Origin of the sequence: Bacillus sp. FSL K6-0069 (genome assembly GCF_038007785.1) — a bacterium.
GTDB lineage: Bacteria > Bacillota > Bacilli > Bacillales > Bacillaceae_G > Bacillus_A > Bacillus_A mobilis.
Genome location: NZ_JBBOXN010000001.1, coordinates 4299091 through 4314346, shown reverse-complemented (window position 1 = coordinate 4314346; position 15256 = coordinate 4299091). Strand labels below are relative to the sequence as shown.

17 protein-coding genes are annotated in these 15256 nt (G+C 36.4%); 11 read left to right on the top strand and 6 right to left on the bottom strand.

Annotated features, from left to right (window positions below; all coding sequences use genetic code 11):
• Positions 1-14 precede the first annotated feature (14 nt).
• A complete protein-coding gene (locus tag MHB74_RS22155; protein WP_000042227.1) occupies positions 15-464 on the bottom strand; it encodes a YslB family protein in 450 nt (149 codons plus the stop codon).
• A 300-nt stretch (positions 465-764) separates the two neighbouring features.
• On the opposite strand from MHB74_RS22155, the gene sdhC reads away from it, so the two are divergent.
• From sdhC to MHB74_RS22135, 4 genes are all read left to right on the top strand, one after another.
• Positions 765-1391, top strand: a complete 627-nt coding sequence (gene sdhC / locus MHB74_RS22150) for a succinate dehydrogenase cytochrome B558 (protein WP_000678354.1) — start codon at positions 765-767, stop codon at positions 1389-1391.
• Positions 1392-1404: 13 nt separating this feature from the next.
• Positions 1405-3198, top strand: coding sequence for a succinate dehydrogenase flavoprotein subunit (gene sdhA / locus MHB74_RS22145; RefSeq protein WP_061677094.1), 1794 nt, complete (start codon positions 1405-1407; stop codon positions 3196-3198).
• Positions 3191-3952 carry a succinate dehydrogenase iron-sulfur subunit gene (sdhB, locus tag MHB74_RS22140; RefSeq protein WP_001291830.1) on the top strand — a complete coding sequence of 254 codons (762 nt, stop codon included), beginning with the start codon at positions 3191-3193 and terminating at the stop codon, positions 3950-3952. The genes sdhA and sdhB overlap by 8 nt, the downstream gene beginning before the upstream one ends.
• A gap of 92 nt (positions 3953-4044) precedes the next feature.
• Positions 4045-4491 carry an acyl-CoA thioesterase gene (locus MHB74_RS22135; protein WP_000822734.1) on the top strand — a complete coding sequence of 149 codons (447 nt, stop codon included), beginning with the start codon at positions 4045-4047 and terminating at the stop codon, positions 4489-4491.
• Positions 4492-4527: 36 nt separating this feature from the next.
• Here MHB74_RS22135 and MHB74_RS22130 read toward each other — a convergent pair whose 3' ends face one another.
• Positions 4528-5307: a M15 family metallopeptidase gene (locus MHB74_RS22130; RefSeq protein ID WP_061677095.1), complete on the bottom strand. Its 780-nt coding sequence runs from the start codon at positions 5305-5307 to the stop codon at positions 4528-4530.
• A 264-nt stretch (positions 5308-5571) separates the two neighbouring features.
• On the opposite strand from MHB74_RS22130, the gene motA reads away from it, so the two are divergent.
• A complete protein-coding gene (gene motA, locus MHB74_RS22125) occupies positions 5572-6366 on the top strand; it encodes a flagellar motor stator protein MotA (RefSeq protein ID WP_048562183.1) in 795 nt (264 codons plus the stop codon).
• On the top strand, positions 6356-7144 hold the full coding sequence (gene motB, locus MHB74_RS22120; protein WP_001256741.1) for a flagellar motor protein MotB: 789 nt from the start codon (positions 6356-6358) through the stop codon (positions 7142-7144). The genes motA and motB overlap by 11 nt, the downstream gene beginning before the upstream one ends.
• A gap of 25 nt (positions 7145-7169) precedes the next feature.
• Here motB and MHB74_RS22115 read toward each other — a convergent pair whose 3' ends face one another.
• Entirely contained in the window at positions 7170-7997 is an 828-nt protein-coding gene (locus MHB74_RS22115) for a 5'-nucleotidase, lipoprotein e(P4) family (RefSeq protein WP_061677096.1), read from the bottom strand.
• 343 nt (positions 7998-8340) lie between these two features.
• Between MHB74_RS22115 and MHB74_RS22110 the strand changes: the two genes are divergently transcribed.
• The 3 genes from MHB74_RS22110 (at position 8341) to MHB74_RS22100 (ending at position 10998) form a co-directional block, all read left to right on the top strand.
• The gene (locus tag MHB74_RS22110; RefSeq protein WP_061677097.1) at positions 8341-9225 is read left to right on the top strand and encodes an ABC transporter ATP-binding protein; all 885 of its coding nucleotides are present in this window, start codon (positions 8341-8343) and stop codon (positions 9223-9225) included.
• Between the two features lie 2 nt (positions 9226-9227).
• Positions 9228-10448 carry an ABC transporter permease gene (locus MHB74_RS22105; RefSeq protein ID WP_061677098.1) on the top strand — a complete coding sequence of 407 codons (1221 nt, stop codon included), beginning with the start codon at positions 9228-9230 and terminating at the stop codon, positions 10446-10448.
• Between the two features lie 118 nt (positions 10449-10566).
• On the top strand, positions 10567-10998 hold the full coding sequence (locus MHB74_RS22100) for an Rrf2 family transcriptional regulator (RefSeq protein WP_000512998.1): 432 nt from the start codon (positions 10567-10569) through the stop codon (positions 10996-10998).
• A gap of 59 nt (positions 10999-11057) precedes the next feature.
• Here MHB74_RS22100 and MHB74_RS22095 read toward each other — a convergent pair whose 3' ends face one another.
• Together MHB74_RS22095 and MHB74_RS22090 are read right to left on the bottom strand one after the other, a co-directional pair.
• Positions 11058-11723 (bottom strand): MIP/aquaporin family protein, encoded by a 666-nt coding sequence (locus tag MHB74_RS22095; protein WP_000913204.1) that lies wholly within the window; start codon positions 11721-11723, stop codon positions 11058-11060.
• A 143-nt stretch (positions 11724-11866) separates the two neighbouring features.
• Positions 11867-12832: a DMT family transporter gene (locus tag MHB74_RS22090; protein WP_061677100.1), complete on the bottom strand. Its 966-nt coding sequence runs from the start codon at positions 12830-12832 to the stop codon at positions 11867-11869.
• A 100-nt stretch (positions 12833-12932) separates the two neighbouring features.
• On the opposite strand from MHB74_RS22090, the gene MHB74_RS22085 reads away from it, so the two are divergent.
• Positions 12933-13505, top strand: a complete 573-nt coding sequence (locus MHB74_RS22085; protein ID WP_061677102.1) for a helix-turn-helix domain-containing protein — start codon at positions 12933-12935, stop codon at positions 13503-13505.
• A gap of 65 nt (positions 13506-13570) precedes the next feature.
• Here MHB74_RS22085 and MHB74_RS22080 read toward each other — a convergent pair whose 3' ends face one another.
• Positions 13571-13756 carry a PspC domain-containing protein gene (locus tag MHB74_RS22080; RefSeq protein ID WP_000044433.1) on the bottom strand — a complete coding sequence of 62 codons (186 nt, stop codon included), beginning with the start codon at positions 13754-13756 and terminating at the stop codon, positions 13571-13573.
• A 187-nt stretch (positions 13757-13943) separates the two neighbouring features.
• On the opposite strand from MHB74_RS22080, the gene MHB74_RS22075 reads away from it, so the two are divergent.
• Positions 13944-15185, top strand: a complete 1242-nt coding sequence (locus MHB74_RS22075) for an amidohydrolase family protein (protein WP_061677104.1) — start codon at positions 13944-13946, stop codon at positions 15183-15185.
• Positions 15186-15256: the final 71 nt, after the last annotated feature.

The window sequence follows — 15256 nt, the reverse complement described above, 5'->3', positions numbered from 1 at the left end:
GACTGTAGGTAATGCTACACTTCGATGAGATCTTTTATATCCCATTTCACAAGAAATGTAATAGAGTCTGAACGTTTTTTCTTTTCTTCATAGGACTCTGCAACGACGTTTCGTTGTTTTTGAATTTGTTCAGCGATAAATCCAGCTTCTAATTGATAAGAAGAATGTCTGTTTTGTTTTTGGCGTTCAGCGATGAGTGTGCCTTTAAGTTGGAACTGCATTTCACGACGCTTATGTTCAATAATGCTTAAAGTGCCCCAGCCAGCTTTTTCGAAGAACTGAATGACTTCTTCAGTTGTTTCTAGTGGATATTTTCTTGCAAGGTTTCTACCGGACCAGTATAAAATACCATCTAAATCGTTACCGATTAAATCTGGTAGTAATTCTTCACGTAGCAATTCATAAGCGAAGGCGTTCAATGAAACATCTTCTAAAGATGTTGTATCGATTGTATTTTTACTCACAATATTCCCCTCTTTCTATAGGGATTATTATATAACATTTCTCATTTATAAAAACAGATTTTTCTTTGGGAAAATCTGAATATATAAGAAGAAAAAAAGAATTGGCAAATTATATGCAAATTATGTATACGTTTTCTTGACGCTTCGACAAAAATAGGAGTAAAATGAACTTGGTATCAAATTATGCTGAAATATTTCGAATAATTTTTTCAGTTTTTCTTATGCCAATAGTGAAAAAACATTATTGTTGTAAACTAATCTGAAAACAGCAGTCAAACATTCAAGGGGGGTAATGGGGACATGAAAGGCCGCGAGTATACGTTTCGTAAGTGGCACTCATTAATGGGGGTCATCCCGGTTGGTGTCTTTTTGACGCAACATTTAATTGTAAACAACTTTGCAACACGAGGAGCAGAGGCTTTTAACAAAGCTGCAGGCTTTATGGAGCTCCTTCCATTCCGGTACGCGCTAGAGATTTTCATCATCTTTTTACCGATACTGTACCATGCTATATATGGCTTATATATTGCATTTACAGCTAAGAACAATGCGGTTTCTTACGGTTATTTCCGTAACTGGATGTTCGTCTTCCAAAGAATTTCAGGTATCGTTACACTGATTTTCATTTCTTGGCACGTCTGGGAAACTCGTATTCAAGCAATGTTAGGTAAAGAGGTAAACTATGATATGATGGCAGATATTTTAAACAATCCAGCTATGTTTGCATTCTACTTAGTCGGTGTTGTTTCAACAATTTTCCACTTTGCAAATGGACTATGGACATTCTGCATCAGCTGGGGAATTACAGTATCTCCACGTTCACAAAGAATCTCTACTTATGTAACATTAGCTATTTTCTTAGGTCTATCTTATGTAGGTGTGAGTGCATTATTAGCGTTCATCGATCCACAGCTAGCAAACCAGTAAGGAGTGGGAGAGCATGAAAGGGAAACTTATAGTAGTCGGCGGTGGCTTGGCTGGCTTAATGGCAACGATTAAAGCGGCGGAAGCAGGAGTAAATGTTGAACTGTTTTCTTTAGTACCAGTAAAACGTTCGCATTCTGTATGTGCCCAAGGTGGAATTAACGGTGCCGTAAATACGAAAGGTGAAGGGGATTCTCCATGGATTCACTTTGACGATACAATTTATGGTGGGGACTTCTTAGCGAACCAACCACCAGTTAAAGCAATGTGTGAAGCAGCACCTGGTATCATTCATTTAATGGACCGTATGGGTGTTATGTTCAACCGTACGGAAGAAGGACTTCTTGATTTCCGTCGTTTTGGTGGAACACAACATCACCGTACAGCATTTGCTGGTGCAACAACTGGACAGCAATTACTATACGCATTAGATGAGCAAGTACGTCGTCACGAAGTAGCAGGACTTGTAACGAAATACGAGGGTTGGGATTTCTTACGAGCTGTTGTGGATGACGAAGGTGTATGCCGAGGAATCGTTGCACAAGACTTACAAACAATGGAGATTAAAAGTTTCCAAGCTGATGCCGTGATTATGGCAACAGGGGGCCCTGGTATCATCTTTGGAAAATCAACTAACTCTATTATTAATACAGGTACAGCAGCTTCTGCTGTATATCAACAAGGCGCATATTATGCAAACGGTGAGTTCATTCAAATTCATCCAACGGCAATTCCTGGAGACGATAAATTACGTCTTATGAGTGAATCTGCACGTGGTGAAGGTGGCCGTGTTTGGACATATAAAGATGGTAAACCATGGTACTTCCTAGAAGAAAAATATCCGGCTTACGGAAACCTTGTACCTCGTGATATTGCAACGCGTGAAATCTTTGATGTTTGCGTAGAGCAAAAACTAGGTATTAACGGTGAAAACATGGTGTACTTAGATCTTTCTCATAAAGATCCGAAAGAACTAGATATTAAACTTGGTGGAATTATTGAAATCTATGAGAAGTTTACAGGTGATGATCCTCGTAAACTACCAATGAAAATCTTCCCAGCAGTTCACTATTCAATGGGCGGACTATGGGTTGATTATAAGCAGATGACAAGTATTCCTGGTTTATTTGCAGCAGGTGAGTGTGATTATTCTATGCACGGTGGTAACCGCCTTGGTGCGAACTCACTATTATCAGCAATTTACGGTGGTATGGTAGCAGGACCGAACGCAATTGAGTATATGAAAGGTCTTTCTAAATCATCTGATGCTGTCTCATCTACTGTATATGAGCAAAATGAATTAATCGAAACAGAGAAATTTAACAATATTTTAACGCTTGATGGTAACGAAAATGCATATGTTCTTCATAAAGAGCTTGGAGAATGGATGACAGATAACGTTACAGTAGTTCGTGAAAATAAAAAATTACTAGAAACTGATGCGAAAATTGAAGAGTTAATGGCGCGTTACAAACGCATTAACATTAACGATACAGCGAGATGGAGTAACCAAGGTGCTTCATTTACACGCCAACTTGCAAATATGTTTGAGTTAGCACGTGTTATTACAATTGGCGCATATAACCGTAATGAAAGCCGCGGAGCACATTACAAACCAGAATTCCCAAATCGTGATGATGCAAACTTCTTAAAAACTACGATGGCGAAATTTGAGGGAGAAGGAAAAGCACCAGCATTCCATTACGAAGAAGTGGATGTTTCATTAATTAAACCACGTAAACGTGACTATTCCTCAAAACATGATGTAGCTGCTAAGGGTGAAGAGAAGGGGGATAAGCAACATGTCTGAGAAAACAATCCGCCTCATCATTACGAGACAAGATGGACCAGATGCACAAGAGTTTGACCAAGAGTTTGAAATTCCATATCGTCCAAATATGAACATTATTTCGGCACTGATGGAAATTCGTCGTAATCCTGTTGATTCAAAAGGAAACCAGACGACTCCGATTGCATGGGATATGAACTGTTTAGAGGAAGTATGTGGCGCATGTTCGATGGTGATTAACGGAAAACCACGTCAATCATGTACAGCTCTTATCGATCAGTTAGAACAACCAATTCGCTTAAAGCCGATGAAGACATTCCCAGTTGTACGTGACTTACAAGTTGACCGTAGTCGCATGTTTAACGCTCTAAAACGCGTTAAAGCTTGGATTCCAATTGATGGTACGTATGACTTAGGACCAGGACCAAGAATGCCTGAGAAGAAACGTCAATGGGCTTATGAGCTTTCAAAATGTATGACATGTGGTGTTTGCTTAGAGTCATGTCCAAACGTAAATAGTAAATCTGACTTTATTGGACCAGCACCGTTATCACAAGCTCGTTTATTCAACTCACATCCAACGGGTGAAATGCATAAAGCAGATCGCTTACGTGCAATTATGGGAGATGGAGGACTTGCAAACTGTGGTAACTCTCAAAACTGTGTGCAATCATGTCCAAAGGGTATTCCATTAACAACTTCAATTGCGGCATTAAACCGTGATACAACAATTCAATCGTTCAAAGATTTCTTTGGTAGCGACAATAACTATTAATAAATATTGCCTCTTCATGTTGAAGAGGCAATATTTATAACTTTATTTTTCTGTTTATTCTGTTTATTTTAAGGCGAAAAGGAGAGGGAACAATGAAGAGAATTTCTTATATTGAAGACTTTGAGCAATGGGAAAGTGGTTTTTCATTTTATAATCCTGTGAAAGTTCGTTTTGGTGAAGTAGATATGTTTGGACATGTAAATAATGTCGTTGCCTTTACTTATTTTGAAGAAGCACGTATCGCATTGTTTAAAGAACTTGGATTTATGCAAGAATGGACGCATGCATCATCAGAAACGATGATCGTTGTTGCAGATTTACAATGCAATTTTATTAAGCAAATATATTTTGATGAACAGTTGAAAGTATATGTAAAAGCGGGATCGGTTGGGAATTCTTCTTTAGATTTGCATTATATGGTGAAGAATGCAGCAGGAGAAGTTTGTTTAGTTGGTCGTGGAATGATGGTTCAAGCATCGAAAAAAACGGGAAGAGGCGAACCGTGGCCTGAAGAGTGGAAGAAAAAATTACTACAATGATAGAGTGAAAGAAAAATAAGAGAGCAATTTGCTCTCTTATTTTTTGTCTTCCATCGCTTCTTCTAATGTTAAATGATGTTTATATATGTATGTAGCGTATGGATTGCCCACGTAGCGCAAATGCCACGGTTCGTATGCATATTCTGTTGTTTCTGTTTTATCTTCTAAATAACGAATGATAAAGCCAAATTCATGGGCATGTTTTGCAACCCATTTTCCTTCGGCTGTCTCTCCAAAAATAGGCTCTAATTGGAATTTAGCAGATTTTGAACTAATATCCATTGCTAAACCAGTTTGATGTTCACTTGTACCCGGGATGGCACTTACTGAATCAGCTTCAGCTTTTCCTTGACGTCTAACGTATGTATCATGTAATGATTTTTGGCGTTTGTAGGAACGATAACCAGATACAGCTGTAAGTTCAAGCCCTTCTTTCTTTGCCGCTTCAAACATATTTTCAAGCGCATCTGCAGCATCTTTACGCAGCAATGTTTTTTCTTTATCTTTTGGACTAGTAAATGGTACGTTTGGTCTTGTTAAGTCTTCAGGTGTGTATCCGTCTGGTAGTTTTCGGTGTTTATTAACTAAGACAAGATTAGACTCTGGATTTGTTACAACGGAAAAATCATTGTCTAGTTTCTTTGCATTATGATCAGCTTTTGGAAAAGCAGGAATCTCTTCTTTTTGGTGATTACTATGCTGTTGACTTTCGACAGCTTTCGCCCCATTTTGTAGCGGTGATTTAGAACCAAAGTAAGCGAAAGAAGTGATACCGATTACAATAGTAGCGGCAGAAATAATGATTATTTTTTTCATGATGCCTTGTAATCACAGTCCTTTCTTCATAAAATATGTATTGTTTTTATTATAAGTCTAGTTTGTTGAAAAAGAAATATAAGAGTCGTAACGTAATAGAAATGCAAAGAAAATGTCAGAAAATGTGTGAAATTGTAGTATTTTTTCATTTAATTCATTTCTTATCTTTCATGAAATGAATTTTTTATGTAATATATATACATAAGAAGATGTAGCGATTATCGAGAATAAAGAACTTCTTGTATAGACTAGGAGTGAATGGGAATGGATTTTGCAACAATTATTGGACTCATTTTAGGATTTGTAGCAGTGGTAGTAGGGATGGTCGTCAAGGGCGCTGACGTAAATGCCTTATTGAATCCTGCCGCAGCATTAATTATTTTTATCGGTACATTTGCTGCAGTATGTATAGCATTTCCGATGAATCAACTAAAAAGGGTTCCAAAATTATTTAAAGTTCTTTTTGGTTCAAATAAAAAGGATTTAAGTTATGAACAGTTGCTAGAATTGTTTGTTCATTGGACATCAGAAAGTAGAAAATATGGTATTTTGTCTTTAGAGCAACAATTAGACAAAATTCAAGATGAATTTCTTTTGCGTGGTATGAAATTTGTGATTGATGGCGTATCCGCAGAAGATCTAGAGCAGATTTTAGAAGCTGAATTAGAAGCAATTGAAGAAAGGCATGCAAAAGGAGCAGCAATTTTTTCTCAAGCTGGTACATATGCACCGACATTAGGGGTTTTAGGTGCTGTTATTGGTCTTGTAGCTGCACTTGGCAATTTAACTGATATTGAAAAGTTAGGTCATGCTATTTCGGGTGCGTTTATTGCAACGATTTTTGGTATTTTTTCAGGCTATGTATTATGGCATCCATTTGCAAATAAATTAAAGCAAAAATCTGCAGCTGAATTAGAGAAAAAACGTTTAATTATTGATTGTTTATTAATGTTACAAGAGGGTACATATCCGTTTATTATGAAGAACCGCATTTTAGGTTCACTTTCTGCAACTGAGCGTAAAAAGCTAGAAAAAGGAGCAGAAAAAAATGCGGAGTAAGAAAAATAGAAGAGGCAAAAAGAAAAAACATGATGAGCATATCGACGAAACTTGGTTAATCCCTTATTCTGATATGTTAACGTTGTTATTTGCATTGTTTATCGTTTTATTCGCAATGAGTAGTATAGATGCTGCGAAGTTCAAACAGATGGCGGTAGCGTTTCGAAGTGAACTAGCAGGTGGAACAGGAAATAAAGAATTTTTGAGTGATCAGAAGCCGAATGAAGAGAAAGAGTTATCGGCAAGTAGCCTTGAGGCAGAACAAGCAAAAAAACAAGAAGAAGCTAGAGCGAAAGAAAAAAAAGAGATGGATGAATTGAAAGCATTACAAAAAAAGATTGATCAATATATTAATGAGAAACAATTATCCTCTTCTTTTCAAACTAAATTAACTGAAAAGGGATTAATGGTGACAATATTAGAGAATATACTGTTTGATTCGGGGAAAGCAGATGTGAAATTAGAATCTTTAGGGATTGCAAAAGAGATGTCTAGCTTACTTGTTTCAGCGTCACCTCGTGAAATTACAGTATCGGGTCATACGGATAATGTCCCTATTGCCAATGCGCAGTTTGCGTCAAACTGGGAATTAAGTACGCAGCGGGCAGTTAATTTTATGCAAGTATTACTGCAAAATAAAGAATTACAACCAGAAAAATTTAGTGCGATTGGTTACGGAGAATACCGTTCGATTGCTCCAAACGATACACAAGAAGGAAAGGCAAAGAATAGACGTGTGGAAGTATTTATCTTGCCTTTAACAGAGAAAGTAAAATAAAAGAGGATGGCGAATGCCATCCTCTTTATTTTGCATCAAATGATTTTAAGTGGTCGCGACGGATTTTATCTTTTTCTGCATCTGATTTTTTGAAATCATAATCATATAAAGCGCCTTCCCAATCACCATACATCGGATTCGGGAAAATAATAAATTTCTCACCAAATTGTGCTTTTGAATCTGCGACTGCTTGATTTCGATCTTTTACAGATTTTCCATCAAAACCAGTGAAATCAGATAAGTTATCGCCGAAGAATAAGACGATATCATGTGTTTGCGAAACGAGTTCACGGCGTTTTTCTTTTCCTTTTTCTTTCGGATCTTGTAGTAATATATGTTCTTTCGTTGCTTGAGGAGCACCTACACGCTCAAGATTTTTAATTGTTGCATCTAGTTGGTTCGTTTTACGATTTGAGATGTAGTAAATATCTACACCTTTAGATTCTGTATATTTTAAGAAATCAATTGCGCCTGGAAGAGCTTCAGCTTCAGCCTTATTAATCCAGTCATCCCATTTGTAAGGATAGCCTTTTCCTGTCTTTACACTCATTGCTTGATGAGGACTGTTATCTAAAACAGTTTCATCTAAATCCAGTACGATAGCAGGTTTTTTCTCTGTCCCTTTTGCAAGAATTGCATCGAGCTTTAATTGACCGATATTGTATCCTTGGTAGTAAAGTGCTTTCGTCTCACCAGCTGTTTGATACCATAAATCAGCCATTAATTGCTGGTCTGTTAATTTTGCCTTCTCTTCTTTCGCCACAGTTTTCTCTTGTGTTCCTGAACATGCTACAAGCGATGTAGATAGAACTGCTACAGATAATAAAGTGGTAATGCGCCTCTTCATCTTCATATGTATCCTCCTCGATGTTAGAAAATCAGTTAATATTATATATCGAAAAATAATATTTTTTGTATGAACATTTGCATATTGTCTTTTGTATATATAGTAGTATGTCCTATATTAGAAAGATGAGAAAAATGTTGGGAATCATTTTGACAAGTTTTATTGTCGAAATGACAATTATAATTGACAAATCACATGATATTATTTACAATTTTAACTAAATAGAACAAATGATGGATTAAGACGGTGCTACATATTAAAAGGATGAAGCGTAGTGCTATATTTTATCCTACATAAACATAGTCTTTGAAAGAGAGTATGAATGATACTAAAGGGGAGGCTTTATACTTTGAGTTTACAAATTCAAAACTTAACGAAACTATTTGGGGAATCAAAAGCAGTTAACGGCTTGCAAATTTCGTTACCTAAAGGTGAAGTGCTAGGATTACTTGGGCGAAATGGTGCAGGGAAAACAACGACAATCAAAATGCTTCTCGGATTATTAACGCCTAATGAAGGATCTATTACATGGGATGGAAAATCATTTGGGACTAGTGGGGTAACAATTGGATACTTACCAGAAGAGAGAGGTTTATATACAAAAAGTAGAGTAATAGATCAGTTGCGATATTTTGGTAGATTAGAAGGAATGACGAAAAAAGAAGTAGACCTTGCTATTGATCACTGGTTAGAGCGATTAGCGATACCGGAATATAAATTTAAAACGGCAGGAGAGCTTTCAAAAGGAAATCAGCAAAAAATCCAATTAATTGCTGCTCTTCTTCATAATCCTGAACTTCTCATTTTAGATGAACCATTTAGCGGACTGGATCCAGTTAATGCTGGGATGTTAGCTAGCATTATTGAAGAACAAGTACAGAGCGGAAAGACAATTATTTTATCCAGTCATCGTATGGAACAAGTAGAGGCTTTTTGCCAACATGTATGTATTTTGAAAAAAGGCGAAGCAGTCGTAAAAGGCCAGTTAAGTGATATTAAAAAAGAATACGGTTTCCGTAATTTAACGATTGAAGATACAGAAGAGAATGAGAAGGGATTAGAAGCTATACATGTATCGTATGAAAAACAACAAGGCCTTCTTTATGTGCAAGTACAAGATGATGCAGAAGCTCTAAGGATTTTGCAACAATTGCAAGAACAAGGTATTACCTTACGACAATTTAAAATGTTAGAGCCGACGTTAAACGAAATCTTTGTAGAGAGGGCGAAATAACGATGCGTAAATTTTCTCATGTATTTTCATTTTATTTCAGGGAAGCGTTTTTATCTAAAAAATCATTAATTACGAGTGCGATTTTATTTTTAGTTGTGTTTGGGCTTTTCGCATTTAATCATTTCACTGCTGATAACGATAAAGGAAAAGATAAATTTGCGGTAGTAACTGAAAGCGATACTTATAAAGTGCAAGAAAGTGATGTAACAAAGTTACTTCCGTCTGCTAAAGTAACTGTAGAAAATAAGGATAAATTTAATGAGCTACGTAAGCAAGTGGAAGATGGGGATTTAGACGGTTTATTCCATATTACAGAAAAGAATGGTATTCCAGAAGTGACGTATATGTATAGTGGTTTTCCGAGCCAATCAACGGCTACACTTATGGCAAGTTATTTAAAAGAACAGTATACAGCGGTAATGATTAAAAAAAATAATGTATCTGCAGAAGTAGCCAAACAGTTACAGGTGGAAATTCCGTTAAAGCAAGAGGCAGTAAAGGATCATGCATCTTCCTTTGGAATTGGTTATGTTTTCTCGTTTGCCTTATATATGTTTATTATTGTGTTTGGAACTGCAATTGGGATGACGATAGCATCTGAAAAGTCATCTCGTGTTATGGAGTTAATGCTTCCGAAAGTAAAACCATTAACAATGCTACATGCTAAAATTTTAGCAATTGTTTCTAGTGCTTTACTATTACTAGTTATTGCTTCCTTCGGCTTTCTTGTACCATATTTATTAGGTTGGGTAGATTTAGAAAACGCATCTTTAATAGGACTTACACTAGACTTTTCTAAATTGGATGCGGTAGTAATTAGTATGTTCGTTGTATATTTTGTTACGGGCTACTTACTATATGCAATGTTATATGCAGCGGTTGGGGCTGTTGTATCAAAAATTGAGGATGTGCAATCTCTTTCGTTCCCAATTACAATGTTAGGTGTAGCAGCATTTTTCATTAGTATTAAATCATTATTTGATCCTAATAGTACATTAGCTGTAGTTAGTTCATATATTCCATTCTTTACACCTATGGTTACATTTTCAAGACTTGTAGCTGGTGAAGCTGGGGCTGTCGAAATTGGTGTGACGTTAGTAATTTTATTGGTGACTATCGTTATCATCAATATGCTTGCAAGCCGCATTTATGTAAACGGCGTAATGAATTACTCAGATAAAGTGAAATTTAAAGATTTAGCGAAGTTTATAAAGCGTCAATAATGAGAGAAAAGTATGATTTCCTATTGGAATCATGCTTTTTCTTTATGTATAAATTAAAAATAGTATATAATAATAAGAGTCGTCTTTTAATAGAATGAATACAAAGGAGGGTGTGCAGATGGGGATTAGTAGTCGTTTTACAGTAGGTGTTCATATGTTAACGTTACTTGCGATAGATCGAAACTCTCGCTGTACCTCTGAATGGATTGCTGGTAGTGTGAATACAAATCCAGTTGTGATTCGTCGCATTACAGGAATGTTGAAGAGAGCAGGACTTGTTGATGTACAAGCTGGTAAAGGTGGTACGACACTTGCTCGTGATTTAGAAGAAATTACATTACTTGATGTATATAAAGCAGTGGAAGTTGTAGAAGAAGGACAGCTATTTTCCTTCCATGAAAATCCCAACATTGAATGTCCAGTAGGAGCTAATATTCAATCAGTATTAGAAATTATTTTAATGCAAGCGCAAGAAGCGATGGAAAACGTACTTGCAAATGTAACGGTAGATCAATTAGTTACAAACTTAAAGTCCAAAATGAAAGAGTAAAAAAGCGAGCAACCTCATAATGAGGGCTCGCCTTTTTTTATTCAGAAATATTGAAAATTCTATTTTTCAGTATTTAAAATAAATTTACCAACAATAGCTGCTACGATACCACCAAGAATTGGTGCAACGATGAATACCCATAGTTGAGAAAGTGCTTCTCCGCCAGCGAATAAAGCTGGTGCGATACTACGAGCTGGGTTAACAGAAGTTCCAGTTAACGGAATTCCTAATAAGTGAACTAAAACTAATGTGAAACCAATTACTAATCCTGCTAGAGAAGAACTTCCTTTTTTACCTGTTACAGCAACGATAACTAAAATGAATACGAAAGTTAAAATGAATTCAACTAGAAATGCTCCAGATAAACCAAGAGTTCCAAAACCATTTTGTCCTAAATTATCTAAAGGTGTTTTAGCAGAGCGTAAAATCGTTACTAACGTTGCAGTTCCTAATAAACCACCTAAAATTTGAGCTAATACATAATAACAAAGTTCCATAGCGTTCATTCTTTTGTTGATGAACATAGCTACTGATACTGCTGGGTTAATGTGACATCCGGAAATTGTTCCGATGCTATATGCCATAGCCACAATAGATAGACCGAAAGCCATAGCGATTCCTAATGTTCCAATTCCTTCAATTCCGCCGCCAATGACAGCTACTCCAGTTCCGAATAATACAAGTACAAATGTACCAATAAATTCAGCGATTGCTTTTTTTAACATAATTTACCTCCTAATATTGCGCATGAAACGTATTATAACATAGGTTTTAGTATAAACAGCTAATGAAATACTATTCTGATAAGGCGAAATAGGGGGACAATAAAAAAGGAGTATGGTTCTTTGGGATAGAACCATACTCCTTTTTATGCTGTTTTTTTCTGCTTAACGATTGGAATAGATCGATTTAAAATGCTATTTGCAACCATTCCTAACATAATAATAATCATTCCAAGTAGGGAAAGCCCACCAGGGAATGAACCATTCAAGAAAACAATTTCGCCAAGCACGGTAAAGACCATCGTTCCAGCTTGTGTTGCTTCAACAGCTCCAAGTAGGGCGAGGTTATCTTTTGCTAAGTCAGTAGCAAAGAAAAATGTCATCGTTGCAATTACGCCAGAACATAATGCTAACAAAAATCCTTGCAGCATTTGGCTTGATGTTGGAATACCGGTAGTAGAAAATCCATATATACCAAGTAAAATTGTTATAGGAAGACTGCCTATTGCCATTCCTAATACGCGTTGGAACGTATCGAGACGGCCGCCAACAAGCTCCATCATTTTTCGGTTGCCGAATGGATATAAGAAAGCAGCCACTACGACAGGTAAAAATCCTGAAATAAACTGAGCCATTGTAATATGACCTGCTGCAGTCGCTTGCATACAAATTACACCAAGTAAAATAAATAATGCAACATATAAACTACGAAGTGGAATTTTTCCACGTACAAGTTTTGTTCCTGATTTCGTTTCTATTTTAACGAAGAACAATGGCGATAAAAGTAATCCTGCTAATATCGTAACTTGCCAAGTTCCAGCAACGAGCCACGCTGGAGAAAAGACAGCTGCAAAACTTAATAAAGAATAGAATCCAATACCAGCAACAGAACCCCATCCGATCCACGCTAATGGATGTTTCTTTAATTCTTCCCATAACCCCCTTAAGTTTTTGCGAAATAAAACGATAAGGAATAAAATAGGGAGAGCGAATAAAAAACGGAAGGAAGCTGTCCAAGCCCAGCTCGTTCCAGATACATTCATCGCTCTATTAATAATAAAGGTTGCGGAAAAAAAGGCTGATGATAAAAGGCCTAATAAAATTGCGCGCATGAAGTGTAGCACTCCTTTCGGAAATTGATGATTATGTATAGTATGATATACTTAAAAATGATAAAAGTAAACTATTTTATACTTTAAGGTGGTTTTATAGATGAAAGAACATGAAGATATGCAAACGAAAGAGGTCATTCAGCAAGTAGGTCAGTTATTAAGACAAATTCGAAATGAACAAAAATTAAGTTTAGAAGAATTAGCCCAAAAAACAGGAGTTAGTAAATTAACATTAGGAAAGATTGAAAGAGGAGAAACAAATCCGACGTTAGCTGTCATTTGGAAAATAACGAAAGGGTTATCGATTCCTTTATCCAGATTGATGGTTGTTGGAGAACCTGTAGCTGTTGCACGCTGCGGAGAAGGATTTGCAGTAGATGTAGGACAAGCATGGCATTTAGAAACGATGTTCCGTTATACGAAAGAAACAGGAATGGAAATGCATCGTGCTTGTTTAAGGGCGAATAGTATATATGAACCAGAAGCTCATCATGAAGGTGCTATTGAGCTTGTAACGGTAATGAAAGGGAAAGTATCGATTCAAGTGGAAAATGATGTATACGAATTGAATGCGTTTGACTCTATTCAATTTGAAGCGAACAAAAAACATAGTTATAGAAATGAAGAAGATGAAGTAGCAGTATTACATTTAACGATGAAATATTCTTCATAAAAAAATCACCTATAGAATTCTATAGGTGATTTTTTATATTTCGATTAAGTATATGCAGGATGCCACTAGTACGAACGTGGCATAAGTAATAAACAAATAAAATAAACTAAAAAACCAGTCCCAAAACATAAAACAGCAATGACCCAAAGTATGCGAATGAGGGTAGAGCTAATATCAAAATATTCCCCTAAACCACCGCATATACCAAATAGCATTTTATCAGTTTCGGATTTATATAATCTTTTTGACATCTTCCAATTCACTCCTTTTTTAGCAAACTATATACTTCTATTCTATATGGAAATTTATGAGAAGACTATGCGGTTGTATTACAATTTTTTTAGGAAACAGTCGTATTAATTGTCTTAATTTTCAGTTGATATTAAAATTATAGTAAGAGGTATGAGGTAACTTTTAATAAAGGGTGGGGGAATAGAGATGACAGTATATTGGTTGACTAATGTAATGCTTGAATCAGGGTATACATATGAAGAGGGGAGAATTTCCCAAACAGAAACAGAGTTATGTAGTTTACTCATTGAAGATGGACGAATTAAAAAAATAATAGTAGGGGCTGTTCAAGAGGAAGGGGTATCAATTTTTGATGCCAATCGTTTATTGATTTTGCCTGCTTTCGAAGAGATGCATATTCACATTGATAAAACCTATTATAGTGGCCCTTGGAAGGCATGTATGCCAGCAGAGAATATTTTCACACGTTTTAATGAAGAAGAGGAAATTTTGCCGAAGCAATTAGCAACTGCTCAAGATAGGGCGGAAAATATGTTAACGTTATTGCTCCGAAATGGTGCAACGAATATAAGAACGCATTGTAATGTGGATCCGGTAATTGGACTTGGTAATTTGGAGGCGACGTTAGCGGCATTGGAAACATATAAAAATCAGGTTTCTGGTAGAATTGTTGCTTTTCCGCAACATGGATTATTGCGTAGTAATTCTGTGCAACTTGTGAAAGATGCGATGCGTATGGGTGCGAATCTAGTCGGTGGAGTAGATCCAGCTACAGTGGATAAAGATATTGAAAAATCATTACATACTATTATGGATATCGCAGTAGAATTTAATGCGGATGTTGATATTCATCTGCATGATGCGAATAATCTTGGAACGTTTACGATGAAGAGATTAGCAAGTCTAACAGAAGCAGCGGGATGGCAAGGGCGCGTAACGATTAGTCATGCGCTTGGACTTGGTGGTGTTACGGATAAAGAAGCTGAAGAAGTGGCGGAAAGACTAGCTGCTTTAAACATTGATATTACTTCAACGGTGCCAATTGGGAAACAAGTAATCCCAATTCCGTTATTAGATAAAAAAGGTGTGAAAGTTTCATTAGGAAATGATAGTATTACTGATCATTGGTCACCGTTTGGAACGGGTGATATGCTGCAAAAGGCAAATCGATTAGCGGAACGTTTTGGATGGAGTGATGAAAGGTCTTTAGGAAAAGCCCTTCGCTTTATTACGGGAGGAAAGGAAACGTTAAACGATGAAGGGAAGCGAGCATGGCCGAATGTAGGAGATGAAGCGAGTTTTGTTTTGACGAATGCAACATGTACTGCTGAAGCGGTGGCACGTCAAACAGAGAAGCGTTTAGTGGTGCATAAAGGGAATATTGTTGTTGGAAGTTTAAGTGAGGTGGAATTAAATAATCTTGTATAAAAGAATCGTTTAAATGTTTTGATGAGGGTTCTAATTGTGAGTGTAGAACTCTTCTTTTTTGTGTTTACAAC